Source organism: Bombiscardovia apis, assembly GCF_033095945.1.
Taxonomy (GTDB): domain Bacteria; phylum Actinomycetota; class Actinomycetes; order Actinomycetales; family Bifidobacteriaceae; genus Bombiscardovia; species Bombiscardovia apis.
Window position 1 is genome coordinate 1,534,874 of the sequence record NZ_AP026800.1, and the last position, 24,271, is coordinate 1,559,144.

Below are 24,271 nucleotides of genomic sequence, written 5' to 3' on the forward strand. Positions count from 1 at the left end.
TGCAAGGGCGAGTCCTACTTGCGCTCAACTTCGCGCATCTCGAAGGTCTCGATGATGTCGCCCAGCTGAATGTCGTTGAAGTCGCCGAGGTTGATACCTGCCTCGTAGCCTTCGGACACCTCGTTGACGTCGTCCTTGAAACGACGCAGGGTGGAAATCTCCAAGTCGTTGATGGTAACAACGCCATCGCGGGAGATGCGAGCCTTGGTGCCACGCTTGACGGTACCATCTTGGACCATAACGCCTGCGATGTTGCCAAACTTGGAGGAGCGGAAGATCTCGCGAATCTCCGAATGGGAGGTCGTGGTCTCTTCGTATTCCGGCTTGAGCATGCCCTTGAGTGCGGCTTCGATGTCTTCGGTGGCTTGGTAGATGACCGAGTAGTACTTGATCTCCACGCCCTCGTTGTCGGCCAGCTCCGCCACTTGGCGGTTGGGTCGTACGTTGAAGCCGATGATAACGGCCTTGTCGACCGTTGCCAAGTTGACATCGTTCTGGGTGATTGCACCCACACCGCGGTGAATGACCTGAATGCCGACCTCGTCGGAGACCTCGATCTTCATCAAGGAATCTTCCAGCGCTTCCACAGAACCAGAGGAGTCGCCCTTGATGACGATGTTGAGCATGTCGACCTCGGACTTGGCGAACTGCTCGTTCAAGGTTTCCAGAGAGACAATCTTGCGGCGCTTTGCCAGCTGGGCTGCGCGGGTGGTAGCCTCACGCTTCTCAGCAATCTGGCGGGCCGTGCGGTCCTCGGGGGCCACGATGAAGACTTCGCCTGCGGTCGGCACCGAGGTAAGGCCCAAGACCTGAACTGGTGTCGAAGGACCGGCAGCCTTCATTTGCTGACCGTTCTCGTCGAGCATGGCGCGCACGCGGCCGTAAGCCGAACCGGCTACGATAGCGTCGCCCACATGCAAGGTACCCTGCTGCACAAGCACAGTTGCCACAGCACCGCGGCCCTTGTCGAGGCGGGCTTCGATAGTGGCTCCGCGCGCATCCATATTCGGGTTGGCACGAAGGTCGAGGTCTGCATCGGCAGTCAAGAGCACAGCTTCGAGAAGCTTGTCTACGTTAGTGCCCTGCTTAGCGGAGATGTCAACGAACATGGTGTCGCCGCCATACTCCTCAGAAACCAAACCGAACTCAGTGAGCTGACCGCGCACCTTGTCGGGGTTGGCGCCGTCGACATCAATCTTGTTGACAGCCACCACGATTGGCACTTCAGCAGCCTTGGCATGGTTAATAGCTTCAACGGTCTGAGGCATTACGCCGTCGTCTGCTGCAACCACCAAGATAGCCACATCGGTGAGCTCAGCACCGCGGGCACGCATAGCCGTAAAGGCTTCGTGGCCTGGGGTATCGAGGAAGGTAATCTTGCGAGGCTCGCCCTCAAGCTCGACGTTCACCTGGTAAGCGCCGATGCGCTGGGTGATGCCGCCGGCCTCTTGGGCAGAAGTGTTCGTTTGGCGAATGGTGTCGAGCAATCGAGTCTTACCGTGATCAACGTGACCCATAACCGTAACCACTGGTGGCCTTGGCTTGAGATCCTTGTCGTCTTGACCTTCTTGTTCAGAGTCGAGGTCGATGTCGAACTGCTGGAGAAGCTCACGGTCTTCTTCCTCTGCGGAAACAATCTTGATGCTCCAGCCAATTTCTTGACCCAGAATCTCGAAGGTTGCCTCGTCGAGGGATTGCGTAGCTGTAGCCATCTCGCCCAAGTGGAAGAGGACAGTGACCAAGGCTGCTGGATTGACGTTAATCTTCTCTGCCAAATCCGACAGGGTTGCGCCCTGACGCAGCTTCACTTCTTGACCATTGCCTGCGGGGATACGCACGCCGCCAATGGTAGGTGCTTTCATCTCCTCAAACTCTTGGCGCTTGGCCATGCGGTTCTTACGGGCCTTGGAAGACTTGCCTCCCTGACGACCGAAAGCACCTGCTGCACCGCCGTGACCGTGGCTATGACCGGTAGGACCGGAGTTTTGGAAGCCAGGAGCGCTGCCACCACCGAAGCGATTGCCGCCGCCTGCTCCTGCGCCCGCACCTTGACCTGGGCGTGCGCCGCCGCCAGCTTGACCGCCTGGACGGCTATGGCCCCACTGGTTTGGACGACCTGCGCCACCGGCACCGCCACCCTGACCCGGGCGCCCGTTGCGGAAGTGACCGCGACCATTGCCGTTGCCACCGTTGTTGCCACCACCGCGGCGCCCGTCGTTAATGCTGGGCTTAGCCATCGGGTGAGGGCGAGGAATGTCGCTAGGAACAGGAGCTTTCATGCCCTGCTTGCGGCTGAAGGGATTGTTTCCGGGGCGGGGAGCGCCAGCTCCCTTGCGGGTACCGGGCTTTGCAGCGGCATGTGGGCCAGGCTGCGCTCCAGGAGTTGCCGGGCGAGGCGTGGCAGACTGCTTGCTCTGCTGCTTGCTGGAGTCCTTGCTCTCGGCGGCAGGCTTGGCCGGACCGGGCTTGCTGCTGCTCGCAGCTGGCCGAGGGGCAGCAGGAGTAGGAGCCTTACGCTCGGTCGGCTGAGCAGGTGCTGCTGGGCTGGCCTTGGGGGCTTCCTGAGGCTCAGCTGGCTTGCTGGCCGGCTGAGGAGTAACAGTTTCTGGAGTGCTCTGAGCGGCAGGCTTCTTAGCTGCCGGCTTAGCTGGGCTCGGCTTGGCCGAACTTGCACTTGATGTCTTTGGTTGAGACTGAGGAGCGGCCTTCTTAGGGCTGCTCTCTGGGCTGGCTGACTGCTGGTCTCCAGCGGGGAAAGCGTTCTTCAAACGACGCACTACTGGCGCCTCGACAGTCGAAGATGCCGATTTAACGAACTCTCCCATTTCTTTGAGCTTGCTCAAGACAGTCTTACTGTCTACGCCAAGCTCCTTAGCTAACTCATACACGCGCGCTTTGGGCACTTATTTTTCTCCTTACACCGACCGCGCGTATGAAGGCGCAGTCATTCCATTTTGACGGTGAACATATCCTGTCTCATCGTGCGACCATGATTGTGTTACCTCGTCTCTTTAGCCGTATCCGGGCAGCTTGAAGCCGCTCACTTCGGATACGGTTTCAAGCATACTCGCGCATACGGATGTTTGAATTACTACTCTTCGCCTTGAGACGAAGCAGCTGGAGCACTCTCAGAGTCGTTTGCACTATCTGCTGTTGTCTGCGATGGAGTCTGAGTTGACTCGTCAGCAGCTGGAACAGAAGTGGGCAGCTCTGGCGAAGCGGTTGACTCCCCCGCCGTTTCGGCAGCTTCCTGGGCTTGAGCTTGCGCTTCGGCAGCCTGAATCTGCTCCTGGGCCTTGAGCTTGGCCTGATGCACCTCAAGAGACTCAATGCCAATCTTCCAACCAGTCAACTTGGCAGCCAAGCGGGCGTTTTGCCCCTCCTTACCAATGGCTAGCGAGAGCTGAGCATCGCGAATATAAGCGATAGCAGTCTGGTTGCGAGTCGAAATAATATTGACCTCGCGCACATTGGCAGGAGAGAGCGCAGCCGAGATGAACTGGGCGGGATCTTCCGACCAATCGACAATGTCAATCTTTTCAGGACCGAGATTTTCCATCACTGCCCGCACGCGAGCGCCGTTAGGACCAATCAGCGAACCCTTAGGATTCACTCCCTTAGCATTAGCACGAACCGCAATCTTGGTGCGAGCGCCAGCCTCACGAGCTATGCCCATGATGGAAACTGCACCAGAGTTGAGCTCGGGCACTTCCAACTCAAAGAGTCTGCGAACCAAATTGGGATGCGAGCGCGAGACCACGATTTCTGGGCCTTTGAGACCACGCGAGACGGTGACCACGTAGACGCGGATGCGTTGACCGTGGCGATAACGCTCGCCCGGCACCTGCTCACGCTTGGGCAAAATCGCTTCCACATCGCCCACAGAAACATGCACATTCATGGGGTCAGAAGCATCTTGCTGTACCACGCCTGTGATGAGATGTTCCTTTTGCCCAGCAAAAGAGCCAAAAATACGCTGGTCTTCGGCCGAACGGAAGAGGTCGTTGAGTACTCCACGAGCGGTAGAAGCAGCAACTCGCCCAAAGTCTTTCGGCGTGTCGTCGTATTCAGCACCCAGCATGGGAGCGGGGTAAGGATTGTCGACAGTGGGCTCTTGAGGAATCTCATCTTGGGCCCAAATAGTGAGGGTCCCTGCCCTATCGTCTAGCTCCACACGGGCATGCCTAGAAGCGTGGGGCATCTTCGAATAAGCCAAGCGCAAAGCTTCGCTCAGGGATTCGTCCAAGGTCTCAGCATCAATTCCTTGCTCGGCTGCTAACTGATGAATCTCAGCTAGGTCTAATTCCATGTCAAGACCTCCTATGAAGTTATACGTCTTGCAAGCCGAATGGCTTACGGTCTGCAATCTAGACTATTCTAGCCTTTCATGCAGACACTTTCGGGCTTCACGACGCACGCTCTAAGCTCCTCTTTAGCGCACCGCAGGGCCCGAATCGGCGCGGTTCTAGCCCTGTGCGCTAGCAGCGTACTGTTAGCAGGCTGTTCACCGGCCATTAGCCTCCAGCAGGCAGACCCCCGCCAAGCTCAAGTGGCCTTAAGCCCTTGCGATCAGGCTTGGACGGCAGCCCATCGAGACGAATCACCCAGCGCCGATCCCCTCTACACTCGCAGCGCCGGCTCACGCATACTGTTACCCTTGTCGCAAGCCCGACACTGGCAAGATGTCGCCCTGCACTGCCCCACCCGCTTTGAGGAAGCCGTGACCCGCTCCGCTCTCGCCTGGCACGTTGCCTATCAGCAATCGCTCGCAACTCCGCAGGCTGCCATCGCCGTGACCAGCCCAGCTGACATGACCATAAAAGCCCAACAAACCTTAGGCCAAGCTGCCAAACTTCTTGCGCCAGCCCAGCTCGAATTAGCTACACGTGCAGAAGACAAAGCCGGTTTCTCGACCACTCTTCTCGCTGCCCGCTCCGATTCGGATGGTTCAGCACTACTCAAGATAGGCGACCGCCACCATGCAGCCGCCCAACAATTAGCCTCCGCTATCCCCGGCTCAGACCCGCGCAAGGCCGTGTATTCTGCCCAGCCGCTTTTGGACCATCCCGTTACCATGCGCGACCCTGCCAACGGCGTTGAAGCTCCCACCGCAGCAGTGGTAGAGGCCAACTGCTCGCGCTTCCTTTTGGAGGCCTTCCAAGGCTTTGCTAGGAACACCACCAAGAGCCACAAATCAGCTTCACAACAAGGAAAAGATGGCAGCACCAGCAAGTCAGCCCCAGCTCAAACCGTGCGCCAAGAGCAGCTTTCGGCCCTCACCACTTTCTCGGCCCTAGCAACGGCCCATCTTTACACTGCGCTTGAGCAGGGCTACCCAGCCAACGACGATTTGCTGCTTGCACCAGCAGGCAGCTCACAGGAGTAAGCAACAAGGCCGAGCCCACCCGTTTCTTCTCTATTAGGCCCCTGGTAGCCCCTCCCCCAATTGGCAGGCATAAGATACAAAACAGCCCCGCCGTATGCATTCGAGCTTAGCGACGGGGCTGTTGCTAATTGCTTTACTCAGCTGTTACAGCTTGGTAAGCAGCCAGCAGATCGCGCGTTACCTTGCGACCGTCAGCGCCAGAGAAGGTCACTACAGTACCCATCGGCATAGTGCGGAAGAGAATCATCGTGTTCGGATCGTCGGGCAAATGCACGCCCTCGGCTTCCAGTTCCTCAACCTTCTTGCGCAGAATGGGAGCGCCAATCGGATCTTCTTCCCACTCGCCCATGCTGGACTCTTCGTTCAGACGGAAGCTCTTGCCGTCGCCCTCAATCTCTACGTCAACGCGCTTGACAATGTCGCGAGAAGAAGTGGCAACTTCGATGCCGTAAGTGCCAGCCTCGGCGTGCCAATCGTTCATAGTCTGAGACCAGTAGGCAAAGTCACGCTCGTCCAAGCTCATAGAGACGCTCTTAGACTCCCCTGCCTTGAGGAAGACCTTCTTGAAGGCCTTAAGCTCGTGGGAGGGGCGGTTGACCCTTGCCTGCCCTGGAGCCACGTAGACCTGCACCGTTTGAGCGCCATCAACGTTGGAAACGTTGGTAACCGTGGCCTGCACGCTCACTTGGTTCTTGCCGGACTTCTCTACAGATACGTCGGTAACTTCGAAGTTGGCATAAGACAGACCGAAGCCGAAGGGGAAAAGCACGGGCTTGTCAAACGTGTCGTAGTAACGATATCCCACAAACACGCCCTCGCCGTAGCGCACATGGCCCTCTTCACCGGGGAAGTTCATAACGGTGGGGTCATCGCTCAAGTGCATCGGAATGGTCTGAGCCAGCTTACCCGAGGGGTTTGCCTCACCCAGCAGCAGATCAACGATTGCCTGACCGCCAGCCTGACCCAGCAGCCATGCCTCAAGCACAGCCTTGGCCTGTGGCAGCCAATCAGTCAAGCTCACCACGGAGCCGTTGGACAATACCACAACCGTGTTCGGATTGACTTCGCTCACCTTAGCTAGGAGCTCTACCTGCTTGGCAGGCATGTCGAGGCTGGTGCGATCGAAGCCCTCGGACTCAGCATCTTCAGGCAAGCCGAGGAAGAGCACGACCTTATCGGCCTGCTTGGCTACATGCAGAGCCTCTTGAGTCAGCTCTTCGTCTTGAGCAGCGTCGTCAAGGGTAAAGCCGGGAGCGAAGTCCACTTCCACGCCTGAATGCTCGAAAGCATCGAGCGCGTTGGTAACCACTGTAGGGGTGATGTGGGAGGAGCCGCCGCCCTGATAGCGCGGAGTGCGAGCGAACTCACCGATGACAGCTACCTTCTCGCCCTTGCGCAGAGGCAGGATGGAGTCCTCATTCTTGAGCAATACTACCGATTCGCAAGCTGCCTGGCGGGCCACCTGGTTGTGGGCTTCCACATCGTAGCGGTAGCCTTCACGAGACATAGCAGGCTTGGCTTTCTCAATCAAGTCAATCATGCCCTGAGCCATCTTGTCGAGCTGCTCCTTGCTGAGCTCGCCAGCCTTGACTGCTTCGACTACTTCGCCATCGCTGGCCGAAGGTGGCATCTCCAAATTGAGGCCTGCGTTCAGGGCGGCAGCGCGGTTGTGAACTGCTCCCCAATCAGACATCACAATGCCATCGAAGCCCCATTCGTCGCGCAGAATGTCCGTCATCAATCGACGGTTCTCGGAACCAAACACGCCATTCAAGCGGTTGTATGCGCACATGAGCGTCCAAGGCTTGGCATGCTTCACGATGTACTCGAAAGCTGGCAGGTAGATCTCACGCAGGGTGCGCTCGTCCATATCGGAGCTGGCGCGCAGGCGCTCGGTTTCCTGATTGTTGGCGGCGAAGTGCTTAACGGAGGTACCAATGCCCTCAGATTGCACACCGTTGACCAGTTCGGCAGCCTGATGGCCGGTGAGCACTGGGTCTTCTGACCAATACTCAAAGTTACGGCCTCCCAAGGGACTGCGCTTAATGTTCACGCCGGGGCCCAGGATGACGGCAACTTTCTCCTGCACGCACTCCTCGCCCATGGCCTGACCCACCTCGCGGGTGAGTTCTGGGTTCCAAGAGGATGCCAGACCCGCGGTGGGCGGGAAGCAAGTAGCTGGCACAGAGCCATATACATCGTTAGAAGCCGAGTCCTTGGCCTTACGCAGACCGTAAGGGCCGTCGGTAATCATGTAGCCTTCGAGACCTTGCTCTTCCAATCCTTGAACGTGCCAGGAATCGGATCCGGAAGTTAGCGAGGCTTCCTCTTCCAAGCTCAAATCACTTGCATTCACATGAGTGTGTTCTGTCATGATATTCCTTTCCACGAGCCGCAGCCCGCCCAACTCATTGAGCTACACGCGGGCCAACAGCATGGTTATTACAACGTTTACTTGACCTTGCGAATGGCCATGATGAAGAAGGTGCCCACCAGCAAGAAGACGATTGCCACAGGGAAGACCATCTTGTATCCGCCAGTAATCGCGATAACCCTAGTGGTGAATACGGGGGCCAAAACCTGACCGACCGTGTTAGCCAAGTTGAGAATACCCAAGTCCTTGCCAGCCTCTTCTGGGTTGGGCAGCACGTCGACATTGAGTGCCTGATCCACAGACATATAGCAACCATTGGCAATACCAGCCAGAGCAGCGTAAATATACATACCAGTGGCGGTGGGGATAAAGAAGGGAATCGCCATACCGACTGCGAACAATACAGTCGAAGCGGCGACGATAATTTTACGACGCTGCAGGAAATCGGAGAGCGGGCCAGAGACCGCAGAGGCGGCGATTGTAGTAACTACCGTGATAATTGCGATAACCTGCAAAGCTGTCTGGGCCTCGTCTAAGCTCAGGCTGATGTACTTTTGCAAGATGAAAAGCTGGTAGCCCGAAATCATGAAAGCGCCAATTACGAAGACCAAGCGGCCGCCCAAAGCTAGGTAGAAGTCGCGAGCACCCTTAGTCGGCGGAATGAAAGAGCGGGCAATATCTGCGGCAGAAACCTTAGTGTCGTTCGTAGCTGCGGACTGCTCACGCGGCCAAACCAAAACCACGATAATACCTGAGAAGAAGAAGATGGCAGTGCCGACGATGGCACCGGTGTGAACATTCGACAAGAAGAAGGAACCTACGAAAGTACCCAACTGCTGGCCCACGATCATGCCAGCGCCGTAGAGCGCTGAGAAAGTACCACGAGTCAATTCAGGAATGCGGTCAGAAAGCACAGCCACAGCTGGTGCAATAATACAGTTGAGGCCCACCTGAACCACACACCAGCCAGCTACGACTACAGCAAGACTCTGTGTATTAAAAGCGATTGCATAGCCAACAGCAGCAATAATACCGCCGGTAATAACCCAAGGAGTGCGCTTGCCCACCTTGAAGCGTGACATGTCTGAAAGTGCGCCGAAAACGATGTTGGCCACTAGGGAGAACACCGCACTAATAGAGTTGACCAAGCCGATAGCACCTTCGGCCGAGACTCCCTTCATACCATCAAATACATGGGGTAAAAGCACACTTGAACCCATGAAGAAGGGAAGGGCCCATAGAATTGAGACTAGAGCAAAGCCGCACGCAAAACGAAGGCTCTTACCTTTCGTTAATGGCTTACCTGTGTCAGGAGCGAGATTTGTTGCTAGTTCAGATATCTTGGGGGTGGAGGACAATACTTGCCCACCTGCATCACCATTCGTTGTACCTGCCATTGGTACCTCCTTCTCATGTGCCGTTTGCACCATTGAAAACTACAGTTCGCATCGTTGCTATGATACGGTATGAGTTCGTTCCGTTGAACGCATCTCTTCATGCAACTACAATTCTCGACCTATGTCAACTGAGTATCGAACCGTGTCGACCCCTCTGGTCGCTAGTCTTAGCCCTGATGTTTCAGGCACTAAATAGCAGTGCACACACCTACGCGGTCGCATAATCAATTGTGATTATTTTGACACTTACTACAGGAAATGTCTCAAAACCCGTAAGTCTATCTAATAACAAGCCGGAAGCAAGGCTTTCAAATACGCAAACTGCGAGTCCACAACAGCTGTGCTCTCAACAAGCCACTTAAAAAAATGGGGTTCCAACACCACGGTGGAACCCCAAAAGGCGGATAAGGCGAGATTCGAACTCGCGGAGGGGGTTGCCCTCACACGCTTTCGAGGCGTGCTCCTTAGACCGCTCGGACACTTATCCTTGCGCTTGCGCCAGCCGAAGCTGAGGCAGCAACCGTTCTATTATGCCACAGGCAAGCGACTGATAGGGCAAACCGGCGGGTTTACGGGAGCGTTCGCTTGGCACGGATGGCCTGGGCGCGGATGGCAAGTTGGTTGTCTGGCGGGTATGCCACCTGCTCCAAGGTGAGTCCACAAGCCTCGATGGGGCCCGTAGAACCCTCGCGAACAGGCTGCTCTATCTTGCTGTGGAACCAATCAAGGCTGCGCTTGCCCGTACCGACTTTGAGACAGCCGTTGACCAGAGAACGAACCATATTGCGTGCAAAGGCATCGGCCACGATCGTGAAACACACCAACCCTGCCTCTGCCACAGGCGTTTCATAAGCGGGCGCCGCTCCCCCAGCCTTGGCAATCAGAGGGCGGGAGGGCACGCGATCCCAGTGAGCATATTTCACCTTGCGAATCGTGGTACCGCCAGGGTTTGGAGTCGCAAAAGAGCCGAAGTCATGCAGGCCGATAGTTGTAGCTGCCGCCTGATTCATTGAATCCACGTCCAAGCGGGTGCTTATGGGCAATACAAACGAGCGCAAACGGGGGTCTAGGGCCGATAGGTCATCACAAACCCGATATACGTAGGTGCGCTCAAGTGCCGAAAAGCGGGCATCGAAACCAGAAGGGGCTTCCTTGACTGAGTGGATCGCAATATCTCTCGGTACAACGTGTTGTATCCTTCGCTCTAAAGCTAGAACAGGAGGCGCGTCCATGTGCCCCACAGCTGCTGCTAGGCGCTCGTGTGGGATATCTAAGTGGCAGACCTGATGGGATGCATGGACCCCCGTATCAGTGCGACCAGCGACTACCAGTTGGGGTTTCCAGGCTTCAGTGCCAAAATTTTCCTCGCTGATGGCCGTCCTCGCCGGTGAGCTCAAGTGTAAGACTTTGCACAAAGCTCTTTCAATTTCGCCCTGGACTGTGCGCAGTTCGCGCTGACGGGCCCAACCGTAGAAGTGAGTGCCTTCGTAGGCTAAATCAATACGTAGACGGACTATTTCGCGCTCCATCCGCTCTCCTTCTCACGCCCTGCCACGAACTGATTACTCAGGCATACATCACATTGTTTTTGCCAGCGCATACAAGTATGGGCCGGGGTTTGGCCCCAGCCCATACAATGCCTTATGTTGAGTCTGCTGTACAGCTCAACTCAGACGACTACTTGTCGCTACCTTCGGCAGCCTCAGCAGCTTCTTCTGCTACATCGGCATTCTCCTCAGCGGAGGCCTCAGCAGCTTCGTCCTTCTTGGCTTCCTTCTGCAGATCTACAGCAGCCTGATCAGCCTCTGCAACATTCTCGCCGGACTCGTTTGCGGCTACAGCCTGCTTGGTAGCATCTTCAGCCATGCCCTCAGTAATAGCGGCTTCAGTTGCTGCTGCCATCTCCTCGTCATCAAGCTTTGCGGCCTGCTTAGTAGCAGCCTCAGCTTCACGCACAGTGGACTTCTTGGCAGACAGCGGCTCAGTTACGAGCTCGATAATGGCCTGAGGCGCATTGTCGCCCTTACGGGGAGCAATGTGAGTAATGCGGGTATAGCCGCCCTCACGCTCTGCCATCTGCTCTGCAATCTCGGTGAAGAGCTTGTGGACTACGGACTTGTCGCGAATGACGCGCATGGTACGACGGCGAGAGCTCAAATCTCCGCGCTTGGCGAAGGTGATGAGGCGCTCAGCCAAGGGGCGCAGACGCTTGGCCTTGGGCAGTGTCGTAGTAATTTGACCGTTAGCGAAGAGGCTGGTAGCCATGTTGGCCAGCATCAAACGCTCATGGGCCGGGCTGGAAGCCAGACGTGGACCCTTTTTCGGTTGTGGCATGATATCTCCTTGTATTGCTTCTCGACCCAGGTGGGCATACGCCCGAACATCCGAGTGAGAAGGCTATTGTGGGAGCGGACGCTTTCTTTTGCCGTCGCCCGCTCCGTAAGTAGACCTCTTATGAGATCACTGATCCTCCGGCGAGAAGAAGGTTCCACCCTCAAGGTTGGCGGTATCGAAGCCAATTGGTGACGGTTTGAGAGAGAGGCCCATTCCTTCGAGCTTCTCCTTCACTTCGTCTATAGACTTCATGCCAAAGTTGCGAATGTCGAGCAAATCCTGCTCGGTACGAGCAACAAGCTCACCAATAGTGTGAATACCTTCACGCTTGAGGCAGTTGTAAGAACGCTGAGTGAGGTTGAGGTCCTCAATTGGGACATTCATCTCAGGGTCTGTTTGTTCTGCAACTGGTTCTGGGCCAATCTCAACACCTTCTGCCTGTACGTTGAGGTCGCGGCACAGACCGAAGAGCTCTACCAAGGTAGAGCCCGCGGAGGCCACAGCATCGCGCGGCGAAATAGCCGGCTTGGTTTCAACGTCAAGAATCAGCTTGTCAAAGTCGGTACGCTGTTCAACACGCGTAGCCTCGACCTTGTAGCTGACCTTGAGCACAGGAGAGTAGATGGAGTCGACTGGAATACGGCCAATCTCATCGGAATCCTGCTTATTGAGCTGAGCCTGCACGTAGCCGCGGCCACGCTCAACAGTGAACTCGATTTCGAGTTCTCCGTCTTCGGCCAAAGTCGCAATATGTAGGTCGGGATTGGCAACGGTGACACCAGCAGGAGGGGTAATGTCCCCAGCCTTGGCTTCACCTTCGCCGCTCTTACGCAAATACATGACGACCGGCTCGTCATACTCACTGGTGAGCACGATGTTCTTGATGTTGAGCAGGATTTCCGTTACGTCTTCTTCCACGCCGGGAAGCGTGGTGAATTCGTGCAGGGCACCGGAAATACGAACCGAGGTAACGGCCGCTCCCGGAATCGAGCTCAGCAGGGTACGACGCAGAGAGTTGCCGAGAGTATAGCCAAACCCAGGCTCCAGGGGTTCGATAGTGAACCGTGAGCGCTGGGCATTGACAACTTCTTCAGTAAGTGTCGGACGCTGTGCAATAAGCACTGTTCTTATCCTTTCAGCTCCGACCGGTGGTGCACTCACCGGTCTTCGCGGGTGGACTTAATGGTTTTCTAGTGCTCAGACGCGACGGCGCTTGGGTGGACGGACACCATTGTGTGCCTGTGGAGTGACATCAGAGATGGAGCCGACCTCAAGCCCTGCGGACTGGAGAGAGCGGATTGCGGTCTCGCGGCCAGAGCCGGGACCCTTCACGAAGACGTCAACCTTCTTGACGCCATGTTCCATCGCTTTGCGTGCGGCCGACTCAGCAGCCATACCTGCTGCGTAGGGGGTCGACTTACGTGACCCCTTGAAGCCGACATCGCCACCGGAAGCCCAGGCGACAACTGCACCTGAGGGATCGGTAATAGAGACGATAGTGTTGTTGAACGTAGACTTGATGTGCGCCTGCCCGACGGGAACCGACTTGCGATCCCTACGACGAGGCTTGCGCGAGGCCTGCTTTGTGGCTGCCATTGATCCTCGTTTCCTTCTAACGATTTAAAGATTACTTACTTATTGTCGGGTTAAGCTCTTTTGCTTGAACCCGAACGACCTTACTTGGTCGCCTTCTTCTTTCCGGCGACTGTACGCTTCGGGCCCTTGCGGGTACGGGCGTTGGTCTTGGTGCGCTGACCACGCACGGGAAGTCCCCTGCGGTGGCGCTGGCCCTGATAGCAATTAATCTGGATCTTCCGGCGAATATCAGCGTCAATCTCACGACGCAAATCACCCTCGATCTTGTAGTTGCCCTCGAGGTAATCACGCAGCGTAACTAGCTGCTCATCCGTGAGATCCTTGACGCGAATATCTGGACTAATACCAGTCGCGGCGAGTGTTTCCTTTGCACGAGTGCGCCCTACACCGAAGATGTAGGTGAGAGCTATCTCGACGCGCTTCTCATTGGGGATGTCGACTCCGGCAAGACGTGCCATGCTCGATTCCTTCTGTTCACGCAGGTCGTGCACCAAGTCCTCTGGTTTCCCAGCCCGAGCCTGCGTGCTCGGGGTTCAGCCTTGCGGGGGCTGTGACTTGACGCCTATTGAATTGTGCCGCTGGAAATCTGCTCAGCCTTGGCGCTGCTTATGGCGCGGGTTGGTGCAGATTACCATGACGCGGCCGTGACGACGGATCACGCGGCAATTCTCGCAGATCCTCTTCACACTAGGGCTGACCTTCATGGTATTCCTTTGCTTCTTGTACCTTACTTATACCGGTACGTAATACGACCGCGGTTCAAATCGTAGGGGCTCATCTCTAGCACTACCCTATCCTGCGGCAGAATACGAATATAGTTCTTGCGCATCTTGCCCGAGATAGTAGCCAAAACGATGTGCTTATTCTCCAGTTCGACGCGGAACATTGCGTTCGGCAATGCCTCCACTACTCGACCTTCAACTTCGATCACACCATCTTTTGCCATGAGCCTTCAATCCGTTCGTTGGCTGATTACTAGGCGCATCTTAAGACACACCAACTTGCTAGTATAGCATACGCGAAATGCTATGTTTTTCAAAGCGTGTTGCTGTCCGCTGAACTTGCAGCCAACTGGTTACCGTACAAAACCACAAGAGGACCACGATGCTTATGTCGTCAGGGGTTTCACCAGCTGTTTCGTACTCTCACTTACTCACTAGCTCTGGCGGGAATTGGTCTAGTCTACAGCACCGCAATCGCCTGTGTGTTTATGGAGAACGGGCCAAGTACCGGAAACACCAGTACTTGGCCCGTTTTCTGCTCAGCCTTGCTCAGGCATGTAGGGCGTCGAGTTGATCAATTATGGTCTTCGAGATGCTCGCGATCTCTCCCACTCCATCAACTCGAATGAGCACGCCACGCTCTCCGTATACGTCAAGCAATGGCTTAGTCTCGTGTGCATACACATCTAGACGCTTGGCGATGACCTCAGGAGTGTCATCGGTACGTCCTTCAATCTTGGCGCGCTTCTCCATCCGCTCCATGAGCACAGTGCGGTCAGCATCCAAGGCTACGACGGCGCTCAGAGGCGTGTCCAAGTTCTGAAGCATAGCGTCAAGTGCCTCGACCTGGGAAGCAGAGCGAGGATAACCATCAAGAATCCAACCCTGTTTGGCATCGTCCATGCCCAAGCGGTCTTCGACGATCTTATTAGTCAGCTCGTCTGGAACTAGCTCACCCTTGTCGATGTAGCCTTGCGCTTCCTTACCCAGTGGCGTGCCATTCTTCAAGTTATAACGGAAGATGTCTCCGGTGGAAATGGCTGGAATGCCGTAATGTTCGGCCAGGAGAGCAGCCTGCGTGCCTTTTCCAACGCCTTGAGGACCCATAATCAGCAGTCGTTGTGCCATGATTCATCCTTTTCTTTATAGGTTAGTCAACAGATATATACAGATAATCCGGCTGGGCGATTGACGCTACAGCCGGATTAGAGTTCATAATTTACGAAAGTATTCGCTCGCGCGCAGGCGATTGAAACTTTCAGCCTTCCTTGTAATCGCCTTCCAGCAAGAAGCCGGTGTACTGGAACTGCTCGGTCTGTGCCTTCGCCTGACGCAAGGTATCGAGACCCACGCCAGCGATAATCAAAATTGTGGTACCGCCGAAGGGCAGCTTACCGCTAATCTGAAGCAGCATAATCAGTACGGTAGGAATCAGAGCCACGAAGAGCAAGTAGACAGCGCCTACCGTGTTCAGACGGTTCATCACATACGAAAGGTAACGGCTGGTAGCACGACCAGCACGAATGCCTGGGATGAAGCCGCCGTACTCTTTCATGTTGTCTGCAGTCTCATCAGGGTTGAAAGTGATGGACGTATAGAAGAAGCAGAAGAAGACAATCATCAAGGAGTAAAGGCAGATATACCAGACGCTGGTTGTGTTTGCCAAGTTAGTATTAATCCACTTGACCCAAGACTGATCGGACTTACCGAACTGCGAGACCAGAGTTGGAATAGCCAGAATAGACGAGGCGAAGATGGGAGGAATAACACCTGACATATTGACCTTGAGCGGCAGGTAGGTTGAAGAGCCGCCATACATCTTGCGACCAATCATGCGGCGAGTGTACTGCACCGGAATACGGCGCTGCGAGAGCTCAACGTAGTTGACGAAGATAAGAATAACCAGTAGGACTGCCACGACGATGCCGAACTTCTTCCAGTCGCCATCCTTGCCGTTGGTGCCCCAACCGATGTTCCAGAGCTGAGGCAAGAAGCCGGAGCAAATGGAAGTGAAAATCAGGACCGACATACCGTTGCCGATGCCCTTTTCAGTGATAAGCTCGGCCATCCACATGATCAGACCTGTACCACCAGTCATGACTAGAATCATCACGATGAAGTTCCAGACAGAACCGTCGGGGATAACCTTCTCTTGGCAGGCATTGTTAAATAGTGCGCCAGAGCGAGCGGTAACCAAAATAGTCGTGGACTGCAAAATAGCAAGTCCTATGGTCAGGTAACGAGTGTACTCAGTGAGCTTAGCCTCGCCTGACTGACCTTCCTTGTGGAGAGCCTCAAAGCGAGGAATAACCACTCGCAGCAGCTGCACCACGATGGATGCCGTAATATACGGCATAATACCCAAAGCGAAGATAGACAGCTGTAAGAGAGCACCACCGGAGAAGAGATTAACCAGCCCTATGAAGTCCTCGTTGCCAGCAGAGGTTAAGCACTGCTGCACTGCTGGATAATCTACCCCTGGCGTAGGTATGAAAGAACCTATGCGGTAGATAATAATGATACCAAAGACGAAGAAGATCTTCTTCCGCAACTCTTTGGTTTTGAAGGCCTGGATTAACGTCCTCACCTGGATTCCTCCCTAACAGCGCATCGGCTCACCCCATGCCGCGCTAACAACTTCCTGTGTCATCATATCGGATGCACCGGTCAATGCATGAATACACAAATGCAATCGGCTCCCGCCCGTACTGACGGGGAGAGCCGATTACTATTGCTGTACTTCTAGATCAGCCCCAGTGTAATCAGTCCTCAGAGACCGACCCACCTGCGGCTTCAATCTTGGTGCGTGCCGATGACGAAACCTTGACACCCTTGAGTGTGAAGGCTGCCTGTGCATCGCCCTCGCCCAGTACCTTCACCGGGTAGCCAGAGCGCACAGCGCCCTTGGAGGACAGATTCTCAGCAGTAATCTCGCCGCCCTCGGGGAAGAGCTCGGAGAGCCGACCCACGTTGACGACCTGATATTCCTTCTTGAAGGGGCTCTTGAAGCCACGCAGCTTGGGCAGACGCATGTAGAGCGGCAGCTGACCACCCTCGAAACCAGGACGTACCTGGTACCGTGCCTTCGTACCCTTCATACCGCGGCCCGAGGTCTTACCCTTGGAACCTTCACCACGGCCCACGCGAATACGATCGCGGTTGGCACCTGGTGCCGGACGCAGATCGTGCATACGCAGGATGTTGGTCTCTTCGGTCTCAGCGGAGTTCTTGGTAGCCATAATTAGTCTGCCTCCTCAACAGTGACCAAGTGACGAACCTTGTCGATCATGCCCCGGTATACAGGAGTGTCGTCGATAACGACAGTCTGACCGATCTTGCGCAGTCCGAGGGACTGTGCGTTCACCTTCTGGCGTTCAGTCTGGTTTGCGAAGCCCTTAACCAGCGTAATTTTCAGCTGCTTGCTCATCACTCACCATCCTTCTGGTCAGAAGTTGCCTTAGCCTTGGCTTCTTCGCGGGCCTTGCGAGCCTCAGCGATGCCTGCGGCGCGAGACTTCAGCAAGGAGTCGGGAGCGACCTCTTCCAAAGTCAGACCACGACGTGCTGCGATCTCTTCGGGCTCTTCGAGAGCCTTCAAGCCTGCAACAGTTGCACGCACTACGTTGACAGCGGTGGCCGAGCCCATGGACTTGGTCAAGATGTCGGTAATGCCTGCGCACTCCATGACTGCACGCACCGCGCCACCGGCGATTACACCGGTACCGGGAGCTGCGGGCCTCAGGAGCACCGTGCCGGCTGCATCGTGACCGATTACCGGGTGGGTAATGGTGCCGCGGATGCGGGGAACGGTGAACATGTGCTTCTTAGCGTCCAGCTGGCCCTTTGCAATTGCTGCGGGGACCTCACGGGACTTGCCGTAGCCTACGCCCACGGTGCCCTTACCATCGCCTACGACTACGAGAGCCGCGAAGCTGAAAGTACGGCCACCCTTGTGGACCTTGGAGACACGGTTGATGGTGACAACCTTGTCGAGCAGTTCGTCACCATGGTTTTCGTCACGACCACGACGGCCACGACGCTCACCACGACGGCCTTCTCCACGACGGCCATCACCACGGCCACCGCGGCGGCCGCGACGCTCATCATTGTTGCCCCCGTTGCTGGACTCGCTCGACTGAGCAGTCTGTGCTTCTTCAGCCACTTGGGTTTCCTTTGTCGTCTCGTTATCGCTCACAGTGCCAAACCTCCCTCACGGGCGCCTTCTGCAACCGCTGCGACGCGGCCGTGGTACCGGTTACCACCGCGGTCAAAGACCACGCTAGTAATGCCAGCATCCTTAGCCTTCTTGGCGACCAGTTCGCCAACTTTACGAGCGGCATCAGTCTTATTGCCTTCAACCTTGGGGAAGTCACCAGCCAGAGTCGAGGCGCTTACCAGCGTCAGACCCTTGGTGTCATCCACAATCTGAGCAATCATGTTGCGATTGCTGCGGGTAACGACCAAACGTGGACGCTCAGCAGTGCCTTGAATGCGCTTGCGCAGGCGGGCGTGACGGCGCAGGCGGGCAACCTTCTTGCCTTTACCGCGAATTGCGACGCTCATATCACTTACCAGCCTTTCCTGCCTTGCGTAGGATGTGCTCATCCTGATACTTAATGCCCTTGCCCTTGTAGGGTTCTGGAGCACGAAGCCTGCGAATGTTTGCAGCCGCTTGACCGACCTGTTGCTTGTTGGTGCCGTGCACAATGATTTCATTGGCATTAGGCAGTTCGTAGGTGATGCCCTCAGGAGGCTCCACCGTAATCGTGTGAGAGTAGCCCAAGGAGAGCTCAAGGCCCTTGCCCTTGGCTGCGGCACGGTAACCCGTACCAACAATCATCAAGTGCTTCGAGAAGCCCTTGGAGACACCCTCAACGATCGAAGCTACGATAGAACGGCTCAGACCGTGATCAGCGCGAGTTGGGCGCTCATCGTTAGCTGGAACCAGAACAATCTCGTTTTCTTCAACCTTGCCGCTAATGCACTCAGGCAGAGTGAAGGAATCAGTGCCCTTAGGGCCCTTGGCCGAAAAGACCTGTCCCTTGAAAGAGACCTCTACGCCCGCCGGAATGGCGACGGGGAGCTTACCAATATGCGATGCCATGTTCAGCTCTCCTTTCTCACCACACGTAGGCGACGATTTCGCCACCAATGCCCCGGTCGAGGCATTCCTTCTGAGTCATCAAGCCCGAGCTAGTCGAGATGATGGCTACACCCAAGCCGCCCAAAGGCATTGGCAGGGAGTCTGACTTTGCGTAACGACGCAGGCCAGGCTTAGAAACCCTCTTAATGCCCTCGAGGCTCTGCTCACCGTGAGAACCATACTTGAGAGTGATCTCAAGAGTCTGGCCCACGCGAGCTTCCTTAGCCGCGAAGTCAGCAATGTAGCCTTCACGCTTCAAAATCTGCGCGATAGCTGCCTTGAATTTGGAATACGGCATTTCCACGGTTTCGTGCTTTGCCGCACTCGCATTGCGCAGACGCGTAAGCATGTCTGCGATTGGATCTGTCATTGTCATGTGGGCTTATGCCCTTCCTCGCCGTGGTTTCCGTCGCCCGGCAGTTTCCTGCTCGGGCCACGGACCTTCAGCGTCGATATTTACCAACTGGATTTCGTAACTCCGGGCAACTCGCCTGCATGAGCCTTGTTGCGAAGGCAAATGCGGCATAGGCCGAACTTGCGATATACGGAATGAGGACGACCGCAGACCTGGCAACGTGTATAGCCACGCACCTTGAACTTAGGCTTGCGCGCCGCTTTATTCTTTAGAGCGGTTTTTGCCATTTCAGTTCTCCTTGAAGGGGAAGCCCAACTGCTTGAGCAGTGCGCTAGCTTCCTCATCGTTCTTGGTGGTGGTCACCACGGTGATGTCCATACCACGCTGATGATCGATGTCATCAGGGTCGATCTCATGGAAAACAACCTGCTCCGTGAGGCCGAAGTTGTAGTTACCCTGACCATCGAACTGCTTGCCGCTGATACCGCGGAAATCGCGGATACGTGGCAGCGCAAGGGTGAGCAGACGATCGAGGAACTCCCACATACGGGTGCCACGCAAGGTGACATACGCACCGATGGCCTGGCCCTCACGCAAGTGGAACTGAGCCACAGACTTCTTAGCCTTCGTTACCTTGGGCTTCTGGCCGGTGATTGCAGTCAAATCCTTGATTGCGCCCTCGATGAGCTTAGAATCTCGAGCTGCTGCGCCGACTCCCATGGAGACGACGACCTTCTCGATCTTCGGCACCTGCATTGGGTTAGAGAACTTAAATTCCTTCTCCAACTCGGGCACGATTTGCTCGATGTACTTCTGCCTCAAACGAGGGACTGCCGGTGCTTCAACGGTTGTATCGCTCATGACAGCTCCTTGCCTGACTTCTTGGCGACGCGCGTGCGAACAAGCTTAATCTTGCCTTCGCGTGCCTCCTCCTTGACCACAACACCAATGCGGGTGGCCTGCTTGGTCTCAGGATCAATCACCATTACGTTAGAACGGTGGATTGGTGCCTCAACCGAAACAATGCCGGACTGCTGGCCCTGCTGTGCGGCCTTCATGTGCTTCTTGACGATTTGCACGCCCTCAACGATCAGACGGTCGTTAGGCAGAATCTTAGTGACTTTGCCCTCCTTACCGCGATCCTTGCCGCGGATGACCTTGACCTGGTCGCCGGTCTTAATCTTGGCTACCATCTCAGATCACCTCCGGTGCGAGAGATACGATCTTCATGAAGCGCTTGTCGCGCAATTCACGTCCGACCGGCCCGAAAATACGGGTGCCGCGGGGCTCACGCCCGTTGCCCAAAAGGACAGCAGCATTCTCGTCAAACTTGATATAGGAGCCATCTGGACGACGACGCTCCTTTGTAGTACGGACGACGACGGCCTTAACGACCTCGCCTTTCTTGACCGACCCGCCGGGGATTGCATCCTTGACGGAGGCGACAATGACATCGCCGATGCCGGCATAGCGTCGCTTCGACCCGCCGAGCACGCGGATAGCTAAGATTTCCTTAGCACCCGTGTTGTCAGCGACGCGAAGTCGCGATTCCTGCTGAATCATTGATTCTCCTTAGCCGAGCTGGTTCTCCGCATGCACCATACTCCCTACCGGGGACGGTGCATGCGAAGCCTTGCCGAACTTGTTACTTTGCGCGTTCTACAATCTCTTGTAAACGCCAGCGCTTGGTCTTGCTCAGAGGCCGAGTCTCCATGATGGAGACAAAGTCTCCGACGTGAGCCTCGTTGAGCTCATCGTGAGCCTTGACCGTACGGTTTGAACGAACAACCTTACCGTAAAGGGGGTGAGTCGAACGCTGTTCAATCTCGACAGCGATGGTCTTATCCATCGCGTCGGAGACGACGTAGCCACGACGAACCTTACGGAAGTTGCGCTCCTGCTCTTCAGCCATGCTTACTTCTCCTCAGCTTCGCTCTTGCTGCTGTCTGCACCTTCGGGCGCCTGGCTCATGCCGAGCTCGCGTTCGCGCAGGACGGTGTACATCCTGGCGATGTCGTGCTTGACAGCCTTGAGACGAGAGGTGTTCTCGAGCTGACCGGTTGCAGCCTGGAAGCGCAGGTTAAACAGCTCTTCCTTGGACTTCTTGAGGAAGTCCTCAATTTCTGCATCAGTCTTCTCGTTCAGACTCTTGATTGAATATTCGGCTGTTCCGACTGTCATCAGATGTCACCGCCTTCGCGCGCAATAATCCTGCACTTCATAGGAAGCTTGTCGATTGCGCGGCGCAGAGCCTCGCGAGCGACGTCTTCACTCACACCACCGATTTCGAAAAGCACACGGCCGGGGTGAATGTTAGCAACCCAGAACTCAGGAGCTCCCTTACCGGAACCCATTCGAGATCCGAGAGCGTGCTTAGTCAGCGGGCGATCAGGGAAGACCGTAATCCACACACGACCACCGCGCTTGATGTAACGAGTCATGGCGATACGAGCAGCCTCAATCTGACGGTTAGTCAGATATGTCGGGGCCAGCGCCTGAATGCCAAAATCGCCGAAAGCGATCTCATTGCCGCCCTTAGACATGCCCCTACGCGTGGGACGATGCTGCTTGCGGTAGTTAACCCTCTTTGGGATAAGCACAGCTCACTCCTTTGCTTCCGTTGCGACCGGAGCCGTAGCCTCGGTCAATGCGGCCTCAGCTGGCGGCGTGGCTACGCCACTGTTCGCCTGCTCCTCGGCCTGACGCTGACGCGTACGACCTTCGGAGGGGCGAGCACCCCTGCGGGGACGGCGATCGGAACCACGGCGGCCGCGGTTACCCTGCTGGGCCTGCTGCTCGTCGAACTCACGCTCGGTCATGTCTCCCTTGTAAATCCACACCTTTACGCCAATACGGCCGTAAGTAGTGCGAGCTTCAAAGAAGCCATAGTCAATCAGTGCACGCAGCGTCTGCAGCGGCACGCGACCTTCGCGGTAGAACTCAGAACGGCTCATTTCCGCTCCGCCAAGACGGCCGGACAGCTTGATGCGGATACCCTTGGCACCGGCCCTCATAGCGTCCTGCTCAGCCTTACGCATTGCGCGGCGGAAGGTGACGCGGTTGGTCAGCTGCTCAGCAATTCCCTGAGCGACCAACTGAGCGTCGATAGCAGCGTTCTTCACCTCGAAGATGTTGAGCTGTACCTGCTTGCCAGTGATCTTCTCCAGCTTGGCACGCACTCGCTCGGCTTCCGCGCCACGACGTCCAATAACAATGCCTGGACGGGCAGTGTGGATGTCAACGCGGACGCGATCACGGGTGCGCTCGATGATGATCTTGGAAACGCCTGCGCGCTCCAAGTCTTTGTTCATCTCCTTGCGGATCTTGTCGTCCTCGAGCACGAAGTCGCGGTAACGCTCTCCCTGCTTCTGAGAGTCAGAGAACCACTTGCTGCGGTGCTCTTCGGTAATGCCGAGTCGGTACCCAAACGGGTTAATTTTCTGTCCCATTATCGGGCTCCTTCCTTGTCGGCCACGACAACCGTGATATGGCTGGTGCGCTTGTTGATACGAGCTGCACGACCCTGAGCACGGGGACGGAACCGCTTCATGGTTACGCCTTCGTCTACATAGGTCTCAGTAATCACCAAGTCGTTCTCGCGGAAAGGCTCATTGGCCTTATCTGCTTTGACACGAGCATTGGCGATGGCACTCTCCAAGACCTTGCGAACCGGAACGGCTGCATCCTGAGGAGCGAACTTTAGGATAGTCACGGCTTCAGTCGCACGCTTGCCTCGGATGAGGTTGACGACGCGGCGAGCCTTGCGCGGCGTCACGCGTACGTGACGGGCAATTGCTTTAGCTTCCATGTGTCTTTCTCTTCCTCGCCTTTAGCGGCGTGCTTTCTTGTCATCCTTCACGTGACCCTTGAAGGTACGCGTGGGGGCGAACTCACCGAGCTTGTGGCCAACCATAGCTTCAGTCACGAAAACTGGAACATGCTTGCGACCATCGTGCACAGCGAATGTGTGACCGATAAAGTCCGGGGTGATCATCGAACGGCGCGACCAAGTCTTAATGACTTCATGCGTGCCCTTCTCATTTTGCGCGTCGACTTTCTTCTGCAAGTGGGCGTCGACGAATGGGCCCTTCTTGATGCTACGAGTCATCTTTTCGACACTCCCTTACTTGCGGTTCTTACCATTGGGGCGGCGGCGCACAATCATCTTGTTCGAAGCCTTCTTCGGACGACGAGTACGAACCTCTCCCTTGCCCCACGGAGACACTGGCGGTTTGCCACCGCGCGTACGTCCACCATGCGGATGATCGACCGGGTTCATGGACTCACCACGAGTGTGGGGCCGCTTGCCAAGCCAACGGGCACGTCCTGCCTTACCGAGCTCAATGTTGGCATGCTCGGAGTTACCGACCTCACCAACCGTTGCACGGCAACGAGCGTCGACGTTGCGAATTTCGCCCGAGGGCATACGCAGCTGAGCGTAAGCGCCATCCTTAGCAACCAGCTGTACGCCGGCGCCTGCGGAACGAGCAATCTTTGCACCACCCAAGGGACGCAGCTCAATCGCGTGCACAATGGTACCAGTGGGGATGTTGCTCAGAGGCAGGTTGTTGCCAGGCTTAATATCAGCCTGAGGACCAGTCTCGATAACATCGCCCTGCTTGACACCTTCAGGAGCAACGATGTAGCGCTTCTCACCATCTGCGAAGTGCAGGAGGGCAATGCGAGCGGAACGGTTGGGATCGTACTCGATCTCAGCAACCTTTGCTGGCACGCCATCCTTGTCCCAACGACGGAAGTCGATAAGACGATACTGACGCTTGTGCCCACCACCGCGGTGGCGGCTGGTGATACGGCCGTAAGAGTTACGACCGCCAGTGCGGTTCTTCTTGCGAACCAACGACTTTTCGGGCTTGGAACGCGTAATCTCGGAGAAATCCGAAACAGAAGCGTTGCGACGGCCCGCGGTCGTCGGCTTATATGTACGGATAGCCATAATCTAGTTCT

Annotated in this window: 31 protein-coding genes, 1 tRNA gene and 1 pseudogene; 1 reads left to right on the forward strand and 32 read right to left on the reverse strand. The window is 56.0% G+C overall.

The window, feature by feature from the left end:
• Nucleotides 1-14: 14 nt before the first annotated feature.
• The 3 genes and pseudogenes from infB to nusA all read right to left on the reverse strand — a co-directional run bounded on the left by infB (nt 15) and on the right by nusA (nt 4,309).
• Nucleotides 15-2,825 carry a translation initiation factor IF-2 gene (gene infB / locus R8377_RS06195; protein ID WP_425605045.1) on the reverse strand — a complete coding sequence of 937 codons (2,811 nt, stop codon included), beginning with the start codon at nt 2,823-2,825 and terminating at the stop codon, nt 15-17.
• Nucleotides 2,814-2,903: pseudogene (locus R8377_RS07845) on the reverse strand (translation initiation factor IF-2 N-terminal domain-containing protein); the annotation flags it as partial. The gene infB and the pseudogene R8377_RS07845, both read right to left, overlap by 12 nt.
• Before the next feature lie 188 nt (nt 2,904-3,091).
• The gene (gene nusA / locus R8377_RS06200) at nt 3,092-4,309 is read right to left on the reverse strand and encodes a transcription termination factor NusA (RefSeq protein WP_317642627.1); all 1,218 of its coding nucleotides are present in this window, start codon (nt 4,307-4,309) and stop codon (nt 3,092-3,094) included.
• Between the two features lie 78 nt (nt 4,310-4,387).
• Here nusA and R8377_RS06205 point away from each other — a divergent pair, with 78 nt between their 5' ends.
• Nucleotides 4,388-5,386, forward strand: coding sequence for a hypothetical protein (locus R8377_RS06205; protein WP_317642628.1), 999 nt, complete (start codon nt 4,388-4,390; stop codon nt 5,384-5,386).
• A gap of 133 nt (nt 5,387-5,519) precedes the next feature.
• On the opposite strand, the gene R8377_RS06210 is transcribed toward R8377_RS06205, so the two are convergent.
• The 29 genes from R8377_RS06210 to rplB all read right to left on the reverse strand — a co-directional run bounded on the left by R8377_RS06210 (nt 5,520) and on the right by rplB (nt 24,260).
• The gene (locus tag R8377_RS06210; RefSeq protein ID WP_317642629.1) at nt 5,520-7,760 is read right to left on the reverse strand and encodes an exo-alpha-(1->6)-L-arabinopyranosidase; all 2,241 of its coding nucleotides are present in this window, start codon (nt 7,758-7,760) and stop codon (nt 5,520-5,522) included.
• A 77-nt stretch (nt 7,761-7,837) separates the two neighbouring features.
• Nucleotides 7,838-9,157 (reverse strand): MFS transporter, encoded by a 1,320-nt coding sequence (locus tag R8377_RS06215; RefSeq protein WP_317642630.1) that lies wholly within the window; start codon nt 9,155-9,157, stop codon nt 7,838-7,840.
• 401 nt (nt 9,158-9,558) lie between these two features.
• A tRNA-Ser gene (locus R8377_RS06220) sits at nt 9,559-9,644 on the reverse strand.
• Nucleotides 9,645-9,726: 82 nt separating this feature from the next.
• Nucleotides 9,727-10,686: a tRNA pseudouridine(38-40) synthase TruA gene (truA, locus tag R8377_RS06225; protein ID WP_317642631.1), complete on the reverse strand. Its 960-nt coding sequence runs from the start codon at nt 10,684-10,686 to the stop codon at nt 9,727-9,729.
• Nucleotides 10,687-10,834: 148 nt separating this feature from the next.
• On the reverse strand, nt 10,835-11,491 hold the full coding sequence (rplQ, locus tag R8377_RS06230) for a 50S ribosomal protein L17 (RefSeq protein WP_317642632.1): 657 nt from the start codon (nt 11,489-11,491) through the stop codon (nt 10,835-10,837).
• A 126-nt stretch (nt 11,492-11,617) separates the two neighbouring features.
• Nucleotides 11,618-12,613, reverse strand: a complete 996-nt coding sequence (locus R8377_RS06235; protein WP_317642633.1) for a DNA-directed RNA polymerase subunit alpha — start codon at nt 12,611-12,613, stop codon at nt 11,618-11,620.
• Between the two features lie 75 nt (nt 12,614-12,688).
• A complete protein-coding gene (rpsK, locus tag R8377_RS06240; RefSeq protein WP_317642634.1) occupies nt 12,689-13,087 on the reverse strand; it encodes a 30S ribosomal protein S11 in 399 nt (132 codons plus the stop codon).
• A gap of 80 nt (nt 13,088-13,167) precedes the next feature.
• A complete protein-coding gene (gene rpsM, locus R8377_RS06245) occupies nt 13,168-13,545 on the reverse strand; it encodes a 30S ribosomal protein S13 (RefSeq protein ID WP_317642635.1) in 378 nt (125 codons plus the stop codon).
• Between the two features lie 132 nt (nt 13,546-13,677).
• Nucleotides 13,678-13,791, reverse strand: a complete 114-nt coding sequence (gene rpmJ / locus R8377_RS06250) for a 50S ribosomal protein L36 (RefSeq protein WP_003814578.1) — start codon at nt 13,789-13,791, stop codon at nt 13,678-13,680.
• A 23-nt stretch (nt 13,792-13,814) separates the two neighbouring features.
• A complete protein-coding gene (gene infA / locus R8377_RS06255) occupies nt 13,815-14,033 on the reverse strand; it encodes a translation initiation factor IF-1 (protein WP_004268611.1) in 219 nt (72 codons plus the stop codon).
• A gap of 325 nt (nt 14,034-14,358) precedes the next feature.
• Nucleotides 14,359-14,937 carry an adenylate kinase gene (locus R8377_RS06260; RefSeq protein WP_317642639.1) on the reverse strand — a complete coding sequence of 193 codons (579 nt, stop codon included), beginning with the start codon at nt 14,935-14,937 and terminating at the stop codon, nt 14,359-14,361.
• A gap of 130 nt (nt 14,938-15,067) precedes the next feature.
• Nucleotides 15,068-16,396, reverse strand: a complete 1,329-nt coding sequence (gene secY / locus R8377_RS06265; protein WP_317642640.1) for a preprotein translocase subunit SecY — start codon at nt 16,394-16,396, stop codon at nt 15,068-15,070.
• A gap of 175 nt (nt 16,397-16,571) precedes the next feature.
• Nucleotides 16,572-17,048: a 50S ribosomal protein L15 gene (gene rplO, locus R8377_RS06270; protein WP_317642642.1), complete on the reverse strand. Its 477-nt coding sequence runs from the start codon at nt 17,046-17,048 to the stop codon at nt 16,572-16,574.
• A 2-nt stretch (nt 17,049-17,050) separates the two neighbouring features.
• Complete coding sequence (rpmD, locus tag R8377_RS06275; RefSeq protein WP_317642644.1) at nt 17,051-17,236, reverse strand: 50S ribosomal protein L30; 186 nt, start codon at nt 17,234-17,236, stop codon at nt 17,051-17,053.
• Entirely contained in the window at nt 17,236-18,003 is a 768-nt protein-coding gene (rpsE, locus tag R8377_RS06280) for a 30S ribosomal protein S5 (RefSeq protein WP_317642645.1), read from the reverse strand. The genes rpmD and rpsE overlap by 1 nt, the downstream gene beginning before the upstream one ends.
• Nucleotides 18,000-18,371 carry a 50S ribosomal protein L18 gene (gene rplR, locus R8377_RS06285; RefSeq protein WP_317642646.1) on the reverse strand — a complete coding sequence of 124 codons (372 nt, stop codon included), beginning with the start codon at nt 18,369-18,371 and terminating at the stop codon, nt 18,000-18,002. Before rplR ends, rpsE begins: the two co-directional genes overlap by 4 nt.
• Nucleotide 18,372: 1 nt before the next feature.
• Nucleotides 18,373-18,912 carry a 50S ribosomal protein L6 gene (gene rplF, locus R8377_RS06290; RefSeq protein ID WP_317642647.1) on the reverse strand — a complete coding sequence of 180 codons (540 nt, stop codon included), beginning with the start codon at nt 18,910-18,912 and terminating at the stop codon, nt 18,373-18,375.
• A 16-nt stretch (nt 18,913-18,928) separates the two neighbouring features.
• On the reverse strand, nt 18,929-19,327 hold the full coding sequence (gene rpsH, locus R8377_RS06295; protein ID WP_317642648.1) for a 30S ribosomal protein S8: 399 nt from the start codon (nt 19,325-19,327) through the stop codon (nt 18,929-18,931).
• 80 nt (nt 19,328-19,407) lie between these two features.
• Complete coding sequence (locus tag R8377_RS06300) at nt 19,408-19,593, reverse strand: type Z 30S ribosomal protein S14 (protein ID WP_317642649.1); 186 nt, start codon at nt 19,591-19,593, stop codon at nt 19,408-19,410.
• 1 nt (nt 19,594) lies between these two features.
• Nucleotides 19,595-20,167: a 50S ribosomal protein L5 gene (gene rplE / locus R8377_RS06305; protein ID WP_317642650.1), complete on the reverse strand. Its 573-nt coding sequence runs from the start codon at nt 20,165-20,167 to the stop codon at nt 19,595-19,597.
• Nucleotides 20,164-20,499 carry a 50S ribosomal protein L24 gene (gene rplX, locus R8377_RS06310; RefSeq protein ID WP_317642651.1) on the reverse strand — a complete coding sequence of 112 codons (336 nt, stop codon included), beginning with the start codon at nt 20,497-20,499 and terminating at the stop codon, nt 20,164-20,166. The genes rplE and rplX overlap by 4 nt, the downstream gene beginning before the upstream one ends.
• A 1-nt stretch (nt 20,500) precedes the next feature.
• A complete protein-coding gene (rplN, locus tag R8377_RS06315) occupies nt 20,501-20,869 on the reverse strand; it encodes a 50S ribosomal protein L14 (protein ID WP_317642652.1) in 369 nt (122 codons plus the stop codon).
• Between the two features lie 82 nt (nt 20,870-20,951).
• A complete protein-coding gene (gene rpsQ / locus R8377_RS06320; RefSeq protein WP_317642653.1) occupies nt 20,952-21,218 on the reverse strand; it encodes a 30S ribosomal protein S17 in 267 nt (88 codons plus the stop codon).
• Between the two features lie 2 nt (nt 21,219-21,220).
• A complete protein-coding gene (gene rpmC / locus R8377_RS06325; RefSeq protein WP_317642654.1) occupies nt 21,221-21,487 on the reverse strand; it encodes a 50S ribosomal protein L29 in 267 nt (88 codons plus the stop codon).
• Nucleotides 21,487-21,906 carry a 50S ribosomal protein L16 gene (gene rplP / locus R8377_RS06330; RefSeq protein WP_317642655.1) on the reverse strand — a complete coding sequence of 140 codons (420 nt, stop codon included), beginning with the start codon at nt 21,904-21,906 and terminating at the stop codon, nt 21,487-21,489. Before rplP ends, rpmC begins: the two co-directional genes overlap by 1 nt.
• Nucleotides 21,907-21,909: 3 nt before the next feature.
• Complete coding sequence (gene rpsC / locus R8377_RS06335; RefSeq protein ID WP_317642656.1) at nt 21,910-22,755, reverse strand: 30S ribosomal protein S3; 846 nt, start codon at nt 22,753-22,755, stop codon at nt 21,910-21,912.
• The gene (gene rplV, locus R8377_RS06340) at nt 22,755-23,114 is read right to left on the reverse strand and encodes a 50S ribosomal protein L22 (RefSeq protein ID WP_317642657.1); all 360 of its coding nucleotides are present in this window, start codon (nt 23,112-23,114) and stop codon (nt 22,755-22,757) included. Before rplV ends, rpsC begins: the two co-directional genes overlap by 1 nt.
• Nucleotides 23,115-23,135: 21 nt before the next feature.
• The gene (gene rpsS, locus R8377_RS06345) at nt 23,136-23,414 is read right to left on the reverse strand and encodes a 30S ribosomal protein S19 (protein ID WP_033504332.1); all 279 of its coding nucleotides are present in this window, start codon (nt 23,412-23,414) and stop codon (nt 23,136-23,138) included.
• 15 nt (nt 23,415-23,429) lie between these two features.
• Nucleotides 23,430-24,260 (reverse strand): 50S ribosomal protein L2, encoded by an 831-nt coding sequence (gene rplB, locus R8377_RS06350; RefSeq protein ID WP_317642658.1) that lies wholly within the window; start codon nt 24,258-24,260, stop codon nt 23,430-23,432.
• Between the last annotated feature and the right edge of the window lie 11 nt (nt 24,261-24,271).

Coding starts and splice junctions, on each gene's coding strand:
- infB (WP_425605045.1), bottom strand. CDS start 2,825: ATGGGAGAGTTCGTTAAATCGGCATCTTCGACTGTCGAGGCGCCAGTA.
- nusA (WP_317642627.1), bottom strand. CDS start 4,309: ATGGAATTAGACCTAGCTGAGATTCATCAGTTAGCAGCCGAGCAAGGA.
- R8377_RS06205 (WP_317642628.1), top strand. CDS start 4,388: ATGCAGACACTTTCGGGCTTCACGACGCACGCTCTAAGCTCCTCTTTA.
- R8377_RS06210 (WP_317642629.1), bottom strand. CDS start 7,760: ATGACAGAACACACTCATGTGAATGCAAGTGATTTGAGCTTGGAAGAG.
- R8377_RS06215 (WP_317642630.1), bottom strand. CDS start 9,157: ATGGCAGGTACAACGAATGGTGATGCAGGTGGGCAAGTATTGTCCTCC.
- truA (WP_317642631.1), bottom strand. CDS start 10,686: ATGGAGCGCGAAATAGTCCGTCTACGTATTGATTTAGCCTACGAAGGC.
- rplQ (WP_317642632.1), bottom strand. CDS start 11,491: ATGCCACAACCGAAAAAGGGTCCACGTCTGGCTTCCAGCCCGGCCCAT.
- rpsK (WP_317642634.1), bottom strand. CDS start 13,087: ATGGCAGCCACAAAGCAGGCCTCGCGCAAGCCTCGTCGTAGGGATCGC.
- rpsM (WP_317642635.1), bottom strand. CDS start 13,545: ATGGCACGTCTTGCCGGAGTCGACATCCCCAATGAGAAGCGCGTCGAG.
- rpmJ (WP_003814578.1), bottom strand. CDS start 13,791: ATGAAGGTCAGCCCTAGTGTGAAGAGGATCTGCGAGAATTGCCGCGTG.
- infA (WP_004268611.1), bottom strand. CDS start 14,033: ATGGCAAAAGATGGTGTGATCGAAGTTGAAGGTCGAGTAGTGGAGGCA.
- R8377_RS06260 (WP_317642639.1), bottom strand. CDS start 14,937: ATGGCACAACGACTGCTGATTATGGGTCCTCAAGGCGTTGGAAAAGGC.
- rplO (WP_317642642.1), bottom strand. CDS start 17,048: ATGGCTACCAAGAACTCCGCTGAGACCGAAGAGACCAACATCCTGCGT.
- rpmD (WP_317642644.1), bottom strand. CDS start 17,236: ATGAGCAAGCAGCTGAAAATTACGCTGGTTAAGGGCTTCGCAAACCAG.
- rplR (WP_317642646.1), bottom strand. CDS start 18,371: ATGAGCGTCGCAATTCGCGGTAAAGGCAAGAAGGTTGCCCGCCTGCGC.
- rplF (WP_317642647.1), bottom strand. CDS start 18,912: ATGGCATCGCATATTGGTAAGCTCCCCGTCGCCATTCCGGCGGGCGTA.
- rpsH (WP_317642648.1), bottom strand. CDS start 19,327: ATGACAATGACAGATCCAATCGCAGACATGCTTACGCGTCTGCGCAAT.
- R8377_RS06300 (WP_317642649.1), bottom strand. CDS start 19,593: ATGGCAAAAACCGCTCTAAAGAATAAAGCGGCGCGCAAGCCTAAGTTC.
- rplE (WP_317642650.1), bottom strand. CDS start 20,167: ATGAGCGATACAACCGTTGAAGCACCGGCAGTCCCTCGTTTGAGGCAG.
- rplX (WP_317642651.1), bottom strand. CDS start 20,499: ATGGTAGCCAAGATTAAGACCGGCGACCAGGTCAAGGTCATCCGCGGC.
- rplN (WP_317642652.1), bottom strand. CDS start 20,869: ATGATTCAGCAGGAATCGCGACTTCGCGTCGCTGACAACACGGGTGCT.
- rpsQ (WP_317642653.1), bottom strand. CDS start 21,218: ATGGCTGAAGAGCAGGAGCGCAACTTCCGTAAGGTTCGTCGTGGCTAC.
- rpmC (WP_317642654.1), bottom strand. CDS start 21,487: ATGACAGTCGGAACAGCCGAATATTCAATCAAGAGTCTGAACGAGAAG.
- rpsC (WP_317642656.1), bottom strand. CDS start 22,755: ATGGGACAGAAAATTAACCCGTTTGGGTACCGACTCGGCATTACCGAA.
- rplV (WP_317642657.1), bottom strand. CDS start 23,114: ATGGAAGCTAAAGCAATTGCCCGTCACGTACGCGTGACGCCGCGCAAG.
- rpsS (WP_033504332.1), bottom strand. CDS start 23,414: ATGACTCGTAGCATCAAGAAGGGCCCATTCGTCGACGCCCACTTGCAG.
- rplB (WP_317642658.1), bottom strand. CDS start 24,260: ATGGCTATCCGTACATATAAGCCGACGACCGCGGGCCGTCGCAACGCT.